This window comes from Desulfitobacterium sp. PCE1 (assembly GCF_000384015.1).
Taxonomy (GTDB): domain Bacteria; phylum Bacillota; class Desulfitobacteriia; order Desulfitobacteriales; family Desulfitobacteriaceae; genus Desulfitobacterium; species Desulfitobacterium dehalogenans.
The window spans coordinates 3,536,165-3,549,220 of record NZ_KB913023.1 but is presented as its reverse complement, the minus strand read 5'-3'; the positions used below and the strand labels follow the sequence as shown (position 1 = coordinate 3,549,220).

The window sequence follows — 13,056 nt, the reverse complement described above, 5'->3', positions numbered from 1 at the left end:
CAATGAAAAAGATTGTATTAGGAACTGCTGGGCATATCGACCACGGCAAAACATCCTTAGTGAGAAAACTGACCGGTATTGATACAGATCGTCTCGATGAAGAGAAACGCCGGGGCATGACCATTGAACTGGGCTTTGCCTCATTGACTTTGCCCTCAGGCCAGAATGTCTCCATTATTGATGTTCCTGGGCATGAGAAATTCGTGAAGACGATGGTGGCTGGTGCTACGGGTATCGATCTCGTCATGCTGGTCATTGCTGCTGATGAGGGAATTATGCCACAAACTAAGGAACATCTTGATATTTTAAACCTGCTCAATGTTAAGACCGGTGTTATCGCCTTAACAAAAACGGATCTTGTCGACGATGAGTGGTTGGAAATGATCCTTGAAGATATTCAAAACACACTGCAGGGGACAACTCTGGAAGAAAGCCCTATTGTCCATGTATCCTCCGTAACCGGCGAAGGGATTCCTCAACTGATGGAAACCTTGGATCAGCTCGCTCTTAAGGTACAGGTAAAAGAAGGTCAAGAACTATTTCGGCTGCCTATTGACAGGATATTTTCTATGGCAGGTCATGGGACTGTCGTAACTGGAACGATAACCAGCGGAATTGTCAACAAAGGAGAGACTCTGGCAGTCTATCCTTCAGGATTCACCGCAAGGGTCAAGGGAATTCAAGTCCATAATAGCGGTGTGGATGAAGCGATCGCCGGAGATCGGTGTGCCCTGAATCTCACCGGGATCGAAAAATCAGAAATCCAGCGAGGCGACACCATTGCCCGTGAAGGAACACTGAACCCGATCTGGATTGCGGACGCTCTGATTTATATTGTTAAAGGCAAAGGTAGTTTGGTACATAATCAAAGGGTCCATGTTCACACGGGAACCAAGGAGGTTCTGGCCAGGGTCAGACTCTTGGGAACGGATGAAATCGCTGAGGGGAGCAAAGGCTATGGTCAGCTGCGTTTCGAAGAACCGGTAGTCGTACTGCGTAAAGATCGGTTTATTATCCGCAGTTATTCACCGGCAGTTACCATTGGTGGTGGCTGGATCTTGTATCATGCCACGAAGAACAGACAGCGGTTTTCCCAAGAAAGCATGAATGCCATGGCCATCGGTGAAAATGGCACCTTGGAAGAGTTAATCTCCTTAGTATTAAATTCCTCGGAAAAACCTCTCAGCTCAGAGGAGCTATGGCGAGGGCTGAATACAGATCGGATTAAATTACAGGAAACCCTGGATAGGGAAGTTGTATCGGGAAAATTAATTATATTAAAAGAAACTCATAAATATTTAAGCCTTAACCAATATGAAAAATACTTCAATAAAATAACATCTGCATTTAGGAAAATGTATCAAAAATATCCCTATCGCTATCAAATCGATAAGGAAGAACTAAAAAGCGGAGCTTTTTCCGGGATAGATCCCAAAGATTTTGCCGCATTGCTAAATTATTTTGTTTTCAATCATCGTTTGCTCACGGATGGAAATTATCTGTCTGAACTTGACGGAAAAGCCTTGGCAAGAATCCGGGCATCAAAGGAAGTAGCCCTGATTGAAACGACGTTTTTGAACTATGGCATTAATGCCGGAAGTATTCTGCAGGTTTCAAAAGATGGTAGTATAAAAATAGGCGACATTGAGGAAATAGTGAAATTCCTGCAAAAATCAGGTAGACTTTTTGATCTGGGGCAAGGAATCTTTGTCCATAAAGAGGCCTTCCAAAAGGTCTACCAAACCGTTCGCTCCTTAATGGATGTCAAAGGGAGCGTCAGTGTGATCGAAGTCAGGGATTCATTGAATATTGGCAGAAAAGCCGTCATTGCTTATTTGGAGTATTTCGATAGTGTTAAAATTACACTAAGAAAAGAAGATCAGCGTATACCGGGAATTCATTATCATGACTTCTTAGGAGAGCTTTCAGTTTAGCCTGATCTATTTTCTTAGGAATTATGAGCTGGGGCTCATGAGATTCAAAAGACTTCGAAGAGATGTTCTCCTCGAAGTCTTTTAATTCTATAAAACTATATGACTGAATTTGTCACAAGAGCTTTGTATTGCTCTTCGGTCAGGTCACAATGATAGAAAAGTTTATAGTATCTGGCTGTTTCTTTGTAAAGATCATATTGAGCTTGTTCAGGATAGAGCAGCTGAGTTATCCAAATCATGCCAATATAGCGATTGACTGAAGGGGGATTACCCATCCAATTATAGGGGCCCAGTGGAACCTGATAATACTTGCCGTTTTTAATGGCTTTTAATTCCTGCCAGGTTTTATCCTCAGACACTTTACTGTATATACTGTTCGGCGCAAAAACGATCACATCAGGATCCCATAAGATGATTTGCTCCATATCCACGGGGTTGCCGTCGCCTTTACTGGAGATATCATCGACAACGGCTACATTATTGCTTACTTGATCGAGGATTTCAGCGTGAAAAGAGCCCTTTGCCAGGACATTCAGGCCATTTTCGCCGACACAATAGACCAAATCGGCCTTTTCTTCTTCCCCAACCTTGGCCATAATATCCTGAGTTTCCTTAAACACTTCTTCACAATACTGGGCAAGAATTTCAGCCTCTGCCTCTTTATTGAGCAGCTTGCCTAAAGTCCTGTAGGCCTCGGGCATCGTTTCTGTTGTGGCTTCGATATGGACCGTGGGAATCCCCACTTGGTTCATTATATTGTCCATATCTTCGACAATGCTTGACTTGGATTCGCCGATGTCGATAATGATCTGAGGATCGGCCTTAGCGATTTCTTCAAGGTTAAGGTCGCCTTTGCCATAAAACTGCCCCAGTACAGGAAGGTTGAAATATTTTGGGTCCAGATATTGCTTGGCCGAAGGATCCCACTTGCCGGCTAAGCCTACAAACTGGTCGGCGGCTAAAGGAAAGAGCACGATTTGAGCCAGGGTGCCTGAGGCCGCAACTCGGGTAATGTTGGCAGGAATTTCGACAGTCCGTCCGGCAGAATCAGTAAAGCTGATCAATTCACCTTTGGGAAGTTCTGCCGGATTTGAGGTTGCAGGAACAGATGGGTTGTTGTTAGGGGTGTTTGCGTTCGTGCCGCAAGCGGTGGTAAACGTTAATAGAAGTGAAATGGCCAAGAGCATTGAGATGAGTTTTTTTCTCATAATGTGAAGTAATGCCTCCTTTTTTTAAATAGTTTAAGAGCAGTGCTCACGGAGATGATCCGTTTTAACGATGCCCTTAGGAATACAGACCCTTACCTGATCTTCATAGAAACTTTGAATCTCTACATCCACCCCGTAAAGGGTTTTGATCAGGTTTTCCGAATATATTTTATTAGGTTGTCCATAGGCGAGAACTTTGCCTTCCTTCATAGCTAATACCTTGTCGGAAAAGAGAAAGGTCTGATCGGGATTGTGGGTCGATTGAACAACAGTGTATCCGTCCTTTGCCAGAGCCTTTATCTGGTTTTGAACCCGGATTTGATTACCAAAATCCAAGTTTGCAGTCGGTTCGTCAAGAATAAGTATTTTAGCTTCCTGGACCAATGCACGGGCAATGAGCACAAGCTGTCTTTCCCCGCCGCTTATCTGGGTATAGCCTCTATGTTTAAGATGGGTGATTTCTAGCCTATCCAGAGCTGCCTCAGCAAGCTGAATTTGTCTTTTTCCAGGTTTGGAAAGGGTGGATATCTGTATGGTAGTTCCCATAAGCACCATGTCAAACACGCTGTAATTAAATGAGGGGTAATGAGATTGAGGGATATAGGCTACATATCTTGCCATTTCCTTTATCCCCATTTTTTTTATATCCAGGTTATTCAGAGAAACCTGCCCCTTGTACCCATGAAGCAAACCGAGTATGCAGCGAAAAAGCGTGCTTTTCCCTACTCCATTTGGGCCTAAAATTGATAACAGCTCATTGTCCTCTGCTGAGAAACTAATATCATTGAGGATGAGCTGTTCATCATAGCCAAAACTAAGGTTGGATACTTCGATACTCAATAGCTCTCCCCCTTTCGGGTGATAAGGTAGATGAAGAAGGGAGCTCCGATAAAAGCGGTAAGAATCCCCAGAGGAATTTCTGTGGTGAGAAGGTTTCGGGAAAAGTTGTCGACGATAAGGAGAAAGATTGCTCCCAAAAGCATAGAGGCAGGCATTAATATAGTATAGTTATTCCCCACAAGTTTTCTGGTAAGATGGGGAATGACCAAACCTACCCAACCGATCATACCGCTTACAGAAACGCTGGCCGCCGTAACAAAAGTAGCACAGATGATGACAAGCAAGCGAATTTGTTTGGCATTGACTCCTATTGTCTTAGCCTCATCATCACCAAGGGTAAGAATGTTTAACCGCCAGCGGAGGAGAAGCAAAGGAGTTAATCCGATGGCCATAGGAATAATAGCAAAAGTAATATCACTCAATTTCGCCCCGGATAAGCTGCCCATAAGCCAATATGTAATTGCCGGAAGTTGATCATTGGGGTCGGCGACTAACTTAATAAAAGATGTACCTGCCGAAAAAAGCGAGCTCACCATAATTCCTGCCAAGATCAGGCCAAGTATGTTTTTTCCTTTGGCGCGCTTACTGATAAAATAAACTATGGCCACCGTAAGGAGGCTGAAAGAAAATGCACTCAGGGCGATTAGGGTGCTGCTTGTATGATTAAGAATAGCTAGGGCAGCACCAAAGGCTGCTCCTGCTGAGGCTCCCAGAATATCCGGAGAGGCCATAGGGTTTTGGAAAACGCCCTGATAGGCAGCGCCGGCAGCAGATAGACAGCACCCCACTAAACAAGCCAAAAGAATCCGGGGTAAACGAATGTTTATTAATACAATCTCCAGACGGTCGGCCCAAAATTGTTCGATAGGAAAGACCTTGGAAAATAGAATCCCAAACAATTCCTTTGGCGGAATGGGGTAACGGCCAAGCTGAAAAGAGATAAGTATAGTAATCAGAAGAATCATACCAAGACCCATGACGATAGAGATGCCTTGTCCTGCTTGCTTCATTTCTTTACCGCCTTTAAATATGCTAAGATTTAGTGTTTAATAATTTGATTTAAATATTGGGGGTTTTCGGCGTTTAGTAAAATTATACAAGTATAAATAATTTAAGTCAATGAATATAAATGGACTTAAACCTGTACAAACAAATTGAAAAAGGTAGAAATTGAATTTAGTTAGTTGTAAAATATAAGCAAGATTCATTTATATATATTTCTCTTTGGTGATATCTAGTTGTGTTTGGTCGTGTTGGTTACAACCTTTTTATTACGGTTATGCCCATGATTGAGGAGGTAATTCTGTGAAACTAATTAATGTGGCAGGGCCCCCGTCTTCGGGAAAGACTTCGGTCATCTTAAGGCTGGTTGAGTCTATGAAAGAAAAAGGGAGAATCGGAGTCGTAAAATTTGACTGTTTAACTTCTTTTGATAACTTGAGCTATGAAGAAGCAGGGATCCCCGTGCAGATCGGTTTTTCGGGAAAAATCTGTCCGGATCATTTCTTTGTCAGCAATATTGAAGATGCTGTTCAATGGGGGATGCAATCGGGTTTCGAGATGCTTATAACGGAAAGTGCAGGGTTATGCAACCGTTGTTCACCATATATAAAGGGTATCCTATCCGTTTGTGTTATCGATAATCTTTCGGGTATCAATACCCCTCGCAAAATAGGGCCTATGCTGAAGTACGCAGATATTGTGGTGGTAACCAAAGGAGATATTGTCTCTCAGGCAGAGCGGGAGGTTTTTGCTTTCAATATTACTCAGGTTAATCCCACGGCGCAGATTGTATTTGTTAATGGAATCACTGGACAAGGGGCGTTTATACTTTCCAAGCATCTGCAACAGGCACGGGACATTGGAACTACACGGGATATGAAATTACGGTTCACGACACCAGCGGCAGTCTGTTCCTATTGCACAGGTGAGACAAGGATCGGGGAATCCTATCAGATGGGAATGATGAAGAAAATGGAGTTTGGAAAACGATGAAAAGTAATGATTTTGTTCAACTGGTCCACAGCAAAAGCCTGGGGGATGTGCTGATGGAGTACCCTATTGGGGCTGACTTTCTGGTCAATCTGCGTTTGGACGGTATTGCCAAAGAACTCCCCTTGCTTGAAGCATTACAGGAGGCAGATGAGGAAATTCTTGTGGAATTCGGGTTGGAATCTTTTGAAGTCGTGCAAAGCTTTTGCCAATTTCTCGAGACCTTTTCACTGAGGGGAAGTGCCCGGGAGGCCATTTCATCATTGACAATTCACGGAGGATACAACAAATTAAAAGAACCTGAAGCAATTAGTCTCACCATTTATCCCGGAGAAATTATCAGTATTGTGGGTCCCACCGGATCGGGAAAAAGCAGGCTGCTCAATGATATTGAATGCCTGGCTCAAGGGGATACCCCTACAGGCAGAATAATTCGGATCAATGGGTCTGAGCTGGATGATTCTCAACGCTTTGAGATGGAGGGGAAACTGGTGGCCCAGCTGTCTCAGAACATGAACTTCGTTATGGATTTAACGGTCCGTGAGTTTTTAGTAATGCATGCGAAGAGCAGGATGACACCCCATGCGGAGGATGTGATTCGGAGATGCTTTCAGTGTGCTAATGATCTGGCGGGGGAGAAGTTTTCAGAGGAAACAAAGGTAACTCAACTCAGTGGGGGTCAGTCAAGGGCGCTGATGATTGCTGATACTGCTTTTATCAGCGAGTCTCCCATTGTACTGATTGACGAAATTGAAAACGCAGGAATCGATAGGAAGCAGGCAATTACCCTTTTGGCTAACCGGGAAAAAGTTATTTTAGTATCCACCCATGATCCCCTCTTAGCCTTGAGTGCGGATAAACGCATTGTCATTAAAGACGGTGGAATCGCTAAAATCATCGATACCACGGAGGAAGAAAGGGAGAGTCTCAAAACCATAGAGAAACTGGATAATGTTTTGGGCGAATTAAGAAACCGCTTGCGTTCAGGAGATTATATTGCTGAGTTGCCGGCTTGGACTGTTAACTGAGAAAAGATGAGACCATTGTGAAAGGAAGGCAGACTATGTGGGAAATCTATGATGCCATGATTAACGGGATTCCGGAGGACTACCTGGTCGATGAGCTGATATGCGGAACGACCCATTCCATGATTCGCAGCGGGGATGGTGGGGGGCTCGGTCCCAATCGTCTCTATGAAACGAGAATGCCTATGCTTACGCAAAACTTATTAGGCCTTCCTCTGCGAGAGATAGCTGCTTGTGTTAAGTCATGGAATTATATTGAAGCTTCTATTGGTTTGGCGGCGATCAACGCTTATTACAATAATCCTCAAGTGGCCAGAGAAAATGGTGTAGTATTCTCGGACGCCAAAAGAGTTGAGGATCGCATGAATGACCCATTTATTATGTCTCAGAATGAAGTGAAGGGCAAAAAGGTAGGAGTGGTGGGGCATTTCCCCCATCTGGAAAGCCTTCTGGAGCCGATCTGCGATCTTTCTATTTTGGAGTGGAGTCCGGAGGAAGGGGATTATCCCATGCCGGCAAGTGAATTTATTCTTCCGGAGTGTGACTATGTCTATATTACTTGTGCTTCTGTAGTGGATAAGACGTTGCCGAGGCTTCTTGAATTGTCAAAAAACGCAAAACGAACCACTTTGGTAGGGCCGGGGACCCCTCTGGCACCGAAACTCTTTGAGTATGGGCTTCAAGAACTTTCGGGATTTATGATTAAAGATAATACCCGGGCTTTTAGAATCGTAGCCGGGGCTGAAAAAGTGAAGATATATACTACGGGACAGAAGGTGACGATAAAAAAATAAGCAGGGAGGGGCATGGATGAATTTCGAATGGAATGAAAATACAGTGAGATGGTATGAAGATGCTGAAAGGCATACCGGCTTTTTCAAGAATATCGCTGAGTTGGTGGGGCCTAAATTGGCAGAGTACTCTACTTTATGTGATATTGGCTGTGGAATAGGGATGGTCGATTTAGAACTAAGCAGATATATTGACCACATTACCTGCATAGACATTCATCCTTATGCTATTGAGACCCTTAAGAAAAGCATTCAGACAAGAAATCTTACCAACATTACCCCTTTAACGATGGATTGCAACTCCATTGAGGAGTGCTGGGATGTTATTTTCATCAGCTTCTTTGGCAGCCGTGAGCTGGAACAATTTTTGTCACACTGCAAAAAGCTCATTGCGGTGGTGGGTAGAAAGAGTCAAGCTGAGCTCTATCCCGAAAAGTATCGGAGATTCCAGAAAAACACGGCTAAAGAGGTTGAGGAAGAATTAATCCGCAAAGGAATACCCTATTCTCTCACCGAAACCGTCTTTGAGTTTGGCCAGCCCTTTCGGTCTGAAGAAGAGGCCCGGAATTTTGTTAGGACCCAATCCCATAATATCAGTCCTCATGATTTGGAGAATTTTATAACAGAGCGCCTTGTTGCAATAGGAAAAGGAGAATTTTCCCTCTATCTTCCGCGCCAAAAGCCCATAGGGGTATTTGAAATTGAAGGGAAACTATAAAGGCTATGCACATCTTTTTGACCGGTGAGATTCAAGTGGGTAAAAGTACGATCATTGATAAAACACTGAGGATTTGCAATGTAGCATACGACGGTTTCAGAACCTACTTTGGCCCCGACAGAGGTTCTCCGAACCAGCGGCTTTATATGACTTCTGCTTCGGGAGAGCAGGTTTATCAGGAAGAGAATGTTATAGTCCGTTTTCGGGAAGAGGGTCTTCCACAAGTCCTTACGGAGCGGTTCGATGGTTATGGTGCTGAGCTTATTCGTTTAGCCAGAATCAAAGCTCAACTCATTGTGATGGATGAATGCGGCAGTCTGGAACGCAATGCTTTTGCCTTTCAAGAGGAAATTTTGGAGGCCATAGTAGGTTCTGTTCCTATACTTGGTGTGATAAAGCAGGCTAGCAACGGTTGGACAGATCAGATAAGGTATCATCAAAACGTAAAGCTGATTTCTGTGAACGAGGAAAACCGAGATGCCTTGCCGGAATACATAGCTTCACATTTGCTTCGGTACTTTTAATTCAATCTATCTCTTCAATAATTTGAAGCCTATTGAGACGTGACTAAAATCAATATATAATAAATCATAATATGGAGTAGTTTGTTCTAGTTAGTTTTGATCGAGAAGAAGTTTATAATTGTCTCCGAGCCGAAGCGACCTAAAGAGTAATCCATGGTTGGTCGGCCAGGGCGATACGCCCTCGGGTATACCCAGAAATGGATATGCCTTCACGTTTGAAAAGGAGGTGGATTCCCAATGAAGATAGCGATTATAGGCGGATATAATTTCGAGAGACATAGCAAATCCATAGGCAAGTTAAATAACATAGAATTGCGCTTCCATGATGGTGTGCCGAGAAGGAACAACAAAAAACTGTTGGAAAACATCATAAAAGGCGCAGATTGTGTGATTATCGTGCAAATGGTTTGCTCCCATCTCAGCATGTGGGATGCAAAAGATGTAGCTAGAAAGTGTAATAAGAAAGTATATTACTCCCAAGCTAAGGGGCTTGCCTCAGTTTTGAGTTTGATTGAAAAAGAAAATGAGATCAATACAGCATAGATTGACAAAACGATTAAGCCGTACTATAATTATTTCCAAATTAAATTTTTTCGTGCGATGATGAGAGGAAGATCCGTGTATCCCTTAAGCGAGTTTGGAAGAGGTGGAAGCCAAACGGGTAAGCGAATCAGGGCACTTGGAGTGCGTGTTAAAGAAGGAGGATCTCTTGGCTTTCCATGAGATCAAACAGGGTGGAACCGCGGGAAGAATACTCTCGTCCCTGTAGCAGAAGTGCTACGGGGGCGAGAGTTTTTTGACATATTAGCTGCCATGTCTCTTTTATGGGGCAGCTTGTCCTTCATCTGCAACCCTCGGGCGCTTCCAATGCGGCTTCAGTTTAATAAATCCAAAAAAATTAAAACAGGAGGTTAATCATGAAATTTCAGGACATGATTCTTTCCCTGAACCAATTTTGGGGGGAGCAAGGATGCATCATTGCCCAGCCTTATGATATGGAAAAAGGTGCCGGAACCTTTAATCCCAACACTTTTTTGCGTGCCTTAGGGCCTGAACCCTGGAAAGTGGCTTATATCGAGCCTTCCCGTCGTCCTACAGATGGACGCTATGGAGAAAATCCCAACCGTTTACAGCATTATTTTCAATACCAAGTCATTATTAAACCTTCACCGGATAATATTCAAGAGCTCTATCTGCAAAGTCTGGAACGCTTGGGAATTAACCCCAAGGAGCATGATATTCGCTTTGTCGAAGATAACTGGGAATCCCCTACTCTTGGGGCTTGGGGGTTAGGTTGGGAAGTCTGGCTGGATGGCATGGAAGTCACTCAGTTCACCTACTTTCAACAATGCGGGGGGATTGACTGCAAACCGGTTTGCGCTGAGATTACCTATGGTCTTGAGCGTTTAGCTATGACTATTCAAAACAAAGAGAGTGTTTATGATATTGAGTATGTGGGAGATATCACCTATGGAGATATCTATCTTCAAAATGAAATCGATTATTCCCATTACAATTTTGAGGCAGCCGATGTGGAAGCCCTTCAAACTTGGTTTGATATGTATGAGAAGGAAGCCGTTCAGATCGTAGAGAAAGGGCTGGTTCTTCCTGCTTACGATTATGTCCTCAAATGCTCCCACACTTTCAACCTCCTGGATGCTCGCGGGGCCATCAGTGTGACGGAGCGGACGGGCTATATTGCCAGGGTGCGGAATTTAGCTCGTCTTTGCGCTCATGCCTACGTCGAGCAACGTGAAAAATTAGGATACCCCTTACTCAAAGGTCAATCTGGAAAGGAGGCCGAATAAGATGGCTAAAGATTTTCTGCTAGAGATCGGTACGGAAGAAATCCCGGCGAAATTCGCCCCCGGTGTGCGGAACCAACTTCGGGAGCAAGTTCAGAAATATTGTCAGGAGCTGCGCCTGGATTATCAAGATCTGAAGGTCTACACTACACCCCGGCGTTTTGCTGTGCTTATTCAAGGCCTGGCCGAAAAACAAACAGACTTTACGGCAGAAGTCAAAGGGCCTGCAGTCAAGGCAGCTTATGATGCCGCAGGAAATCCCACTAAAGCGGCTCAAGGCTTTGCCCGTGGGCAAGGGGTGGAAACCAAGGATCTTTTTGTACTGGAATTAAACGGAGTGCCCTATGTCTATGCCCGGAAATCTGAGATTGGCCGGCCCACCTTTCAATTACTCCCCAAGCTTTGCTCAGATCTGATCACCGGACTTCATTTTCCCAAGCCCATGCGCTGGGCCGACCTGGAGTTCCGTTTTGCCCGTCCGATCCGTTGGATTGTCGCTTTATTTGGGAGTGAGGTCATTCCCTTTGAGTTTGTGGGATTGGAATCCGGAAAAGTCTCCCGGGGGCATCGTACTTTAGGGGGGGCTGTAACCCTGAACACCCCGGCAGAATATGTGGAAAAAATGCAACAAGCCTTTGTTATGGCGGATCCGGAGCAGCGTCGTCAATCCGTATTGGAACAAATCCATGCCCTCGCCGAAAAAGTAGGCGGAGAAGTAGAAAAGGATGAAGATCTTTTAGATGAAGTAACCCATATCATTGAATATCCGACCGCCCTGCTCGGTGAAGTGGCTCAGAACTATATGCATCTTCCGGAGCCTGTTATCACCACTCCTATGAAAGAACATCAACGCTATTTTCCCATCCGGGATAAGGAAGGGAAGTTGCTTCCCTATTTCATTACCGTACGCAATGGGGATGATTATGCCCTGGAGAAAGTAAAGGCCGGGAATGAGAAAGTTCTCAAAGCCCGCTTGGAAGACGCAGCCTTCTATTATCGTGAAGATCAAAAAACACCTCTTGCCGAGTTAGTCGAAAAGCTGGATAAGGTCACCTACCATGAGAAATTAGGCAGTGTCCGCCAGCGGGTCGACCGGGTTCGTGCTCTTTCCAGGGAGATTGCAGCACTATTAGGCATGGAAGAAGAAAAACAAGCTTTGACTGAACGGACCGCTCTTCTGGCCAAAGCGGACCTGGTAACGTTGATGGTCTATGATTTCCCTGAGCTCCAGGGTATCATGGGAGCGGATTATGCTCGCATCAGCGGTGAAAAGCCTGAAATCTGCACAGGGATTCTCGAACATTATCAGCCGCGTTTTGCCGGAGATGAATTGCCGAAATCCTACACCGGGCAAATCGTCAGTGTGGCAGATAAGCTGGATGCTATCGTGGGCGCCTTTGGAATCGGGATTCAGCCTACAGGATCTCAGGACCCCTATGCCTTGAGGCGCCAAGCTCAAGGGGTAGTAGGGATCATTCTGGAAGCAGGTTGGGATATTCCATTGGAACGGCTTATTACTACCTCTTATGTGAGCTTTGTTTATCAAGGAATACATCTTCTCCCTTTGGTCGACCTTCAAAGCGCTCTGCAGGATTTCTTCCAACAACGGCTACGTTTTGTTCTTCAGGAGCAAGGGGTGCGCTACGATACTCTTGATGCTGTCCTTGCTCATGGCAGTAATCATATAACAAGAGCGGCAAAGAAGGTCCAAGTTCTGGCAGAAAAACGGGAAACAGCGGGATTTGTTCCCTACTCCCAAGCCTATATTCGCTGCTTAAACCTCAGCAAAAAGGCTCAAACCCAGCCTTTGGATACTAAGGCTCTTGTCGATCCTACAGAAATTGCCCTGGCTGCAGGTCTCGCCCAGAGAAAGGAAGCCTTCGCCGCTCTGATTGAAAAAGGTGAATATGAACAAGCCTATGCTCTGGCCTCCGAACTCATCCCTATGATTGAAGCACTATTTAACGCCGTCATGATCATGGTGGATGATGAAGCCCTCAAGCAAGCTCGTTTAGCCCTCCTCAGCCAATGCGTCACCATTCTCGGTTGCCTGGGGGATCTCAGCCTCTTAGCTTAATTGAATAAATCATCTTCGGCGTTTTTGCATAATTCCAGCAGAGCGCCGTTATTTTTTTTTCAATTGGATAATATAAGTTGAAGGAAATAGAAAAAATGTGTGGAATATTTATCTGTATTATGTGAATTAGTATGTCACATTC

General features: G+C 44.6%; 12 protein-coding genes and 1 riboswitch. Of the genes, 9 read left to right on the top strand and 3 right to left on the bottom strand.

All coding sequences use genetic code 11. The features are described from left to right. Window positions 1–2 precede the first annotated feature (2 nt). Window positions 3–1,934: a selenocysteine-specific translation elongation factor gene (gene selB / locus DESPCE1_RS0117740; RefSeq protein WP_019851209.1), complete on the top strand. Its 1,932-nt coding sequence runs from the start codon at window positions 3–5 to the stop codon at window positions 1,932–1,934. Window positions 1,935–2,029: 95 nt separating this feature from the next. Here the strand turns inward: selB and DESPCE1_RS0117735 are convergent, their stop codons facing one another. From DESPCE1_RS0117735 to DESPCE1_RS0117725, 3 genes are read right to left on the bottom strand one after another with little or no spacing between them, the layout of a single operon-like run. Further along, window positions 2,030–3,142 carry an ABC transporter substrate-binding protein gene (locus DESPCE1_RS0117735; RefSeq protein WP_014795377.1) on the bottom strand — a complete coding sequence of 371 codons (1,113 nt, stop codon included), beginning with the start codon at window positions 3,140–3,142 and terminating at the stop codon, window positions 2,030–2,032. Window positions 3,143–3,175: 33 nt separating this feature from the next. Then, window positions 3,176–3,982 (bottom strand): ABC transporter ATP-binding protein, encoded by an 807-nt coding sequence (locus tag DESPCE1_RS0117730; protein ID WP_019851208.1) that lies wholly within the window; start codon window positions 3,980–3,982, stop codon window positions 3,176–3,178. Continuing rightward, a complete protein-coding gene (locus DESPCE1_RS0117725; protein ID WP_019851207.1) occupies window positions 3,979–4,992 on the bottom strand; it encodes an iron ABC transporter permease in 1,014 nt (337 codons plus the stop codon). The genes DESPCE1_RS0117730 and DESPCE1_RS0117725 overlap by 4 nt, the downstream gene beginning before the upstream one ends. Window positions 4,993–5,287: 295 nt before the next feature. On the opposite strand from DESPCE1_RS0117725, the gene DESPCE1_RS0117720 reads away from it, so the two are divergent. The 8 genes from DESPCE1_RS0117720 (at window position 5,288) to glyS (ending at window position 12,914) form a co-directional block, all read left to right on the top strand. Further along, the gene (locus DESPCE1_RS0117720) at window positions 5,288–5,977 is read left to right on the top strand and encodes a GTP-binding protein (protein WP_019851206.1); all 690 of its coding nucleotides are present in this window, start codon (window positions 5,288–5,290) and stop codon (window positions 5,975–5,977) included. Beyond that, window positions 5,974–7,002, top strand: a complete 1,029-nt coding sequence (locus tag DESPCE1_RS0117715; RefSeq protein WP_014795373.1) for an ATP-binding cassette domain-containing protein — start codon at window positions 5,974–5,976, stop codon at window positions 7,000–7,002. Before DESPCE1_RS0117720 ends, DESPCE1_RS0117715 begins: the two co-directional genes overlap by 4 nt. 35 nt (window positions 7,003–7,037) lie before the next feature. Beyond that, on the top strand, window positions 7,038–7,793 hold the full coding sequence (locus tag DESPCE1_RS0117710) for a DUF364 domain-containing protein (protein WP_019851205.1): 756 nt from the start codon (window positions 7,038–7,040) through the stop codon (window positions 7,791–7,793). Between the two features lie 16 nt (window positions 7,794–7,809). Continuing rightward, window positions 7,810–8,508: a class I SAM-dependent methyltransferase gene (locus tag DESPCE1_RS0117705; RefSeq protein WP_019851204.1), complete on the top strand. Its 699-nt coding sequence runs from the start codon at window positions 7,810–7,812 to the stop codon at window positions 8,506–8,508. A 5-nt stretch (window positions 8,509–8,513) separates the two neighbouring features. Next, window positions 8,514–9,032 (top strand): nucleoside-triphosphatase, encoded by a 519-nt coding sequence (locus DESPCE1_RS0117700; RefSeq protein ID WP_019851203.1) that lies wholly within the window; start codon window positions 8,514–8,516, stop codon window positions 9,030–9,032. Between the two features lie 110 nt (window positions 9,033–9,142). After that, window positions 9,143–9,274, top strand: a riboswitch (molybdenum cofactor riboswitch). Continuing rightward, entirely contained in the window at window positions 9,270–9,575 is a 306-nt protein-coding gene (locus DESPCE1_RS0117695; RefSeq protein ID WP_014795369.1) for a DUF2325 domain-containing protein, read from the top strand. (Overlaps the previous riboswitch by 5 nt.) 374 nt (window positions 9,576–9,949) lie before the next feature. Next, window positions 9,950–10,840: a glycine--tRNA ligase subunit alpha gene (gene glyQ, locus DESPCE1_RS0117690; RefSeq protein ID WP_019851202.1), complete on the top strand. Its 891-nt coding sequence runs from the start codon at window positions 9,950–9,952 to the stop codon at window positions 10,838–10,840. 1 nt (window position 10,841) lies between these two features. Continuing rightward, window positions 10,842–12,914: a glycine--tRNA ligase subunit beta gene (glyS, locus tag DESPCE1_RS0117685; protein WP_019851201.1), complete on the top strand. Its 2,073-nt coding sequence runs from the start codon at window positions 10,842–10,844 to the stop codon at window positions 12,912–12,914. Window positions 12,915–13,056 lie beyond the last annotated feature (142 nt).

Coding starts and splice junctions, on each gene's coding strand:
- DESPCE1_RS0117695 (WP_014795369.1), top strand. CDS start 9,270: ATGAAGATAGCGATTATAGGCGGATATAATTTCGAGAGACATAGCAAA.
- DESPCE1_RS0117725 (WP_019851207.1), bottom strand. CDS start 4,992: ATGAAGCAAGCAGGACAAGGCATCTCTATCGTCATGGGTCTTGGTATG.
- glyQ (WP_019851202.1), top strand. CDS start 9,950: ATGAAATTTCAGGACATGATTCTTTCCCTGAACCAATTTTGGGGGGAG.
- DESPCE1_RS0117705 (WP_019851204.1), top strand. CDS start 7,810: ATGAATTTCGAATGGAATGAAAATACAGTGAGATGGTATGAAGATGCT.
- glyS (WP_019851201.1), top strand. CDS start 10,842: ATGGCTAAAGATTTTCTGCTAGAGATCGGTACGGAAGAAATCCCGGCG.
- DESPCE1_RS0117700 (WP_019851203.1), top strand. CDS start 8,514: ATGCACATCTTTTTGACCGGTGAGATTCAAGTGGGTAAAAGTACGATC.
- DESPCE1_RS0117735 (WP_014795377.1), bottom strand. CDS start 3,142: ATGAGAAAAAAACTCATCTCAATGCTCTTGGCCATTTCACTTCTATTA.
- DESPCE1_RS0117715 (WP_014795373.1), top strand. CDS start 5,974: ATGAAAAGTAATGATTTTGTTCAACTGGTCCACAGCAAAAGCCTGGGG.
- selB (WP_019851209.1), top strand. CDS start 3: ATGAAAAAGATTGTATTAGGAACTGCTGGGCATATCGACCACGGCAAA.
- DESPCE1_RS0117710 (WP_019851205.1), top strand. CDS start 7,038: ATGTGGGAAATCTATGATGCCATGATTAACGGGATTCCGGAGGACTAC.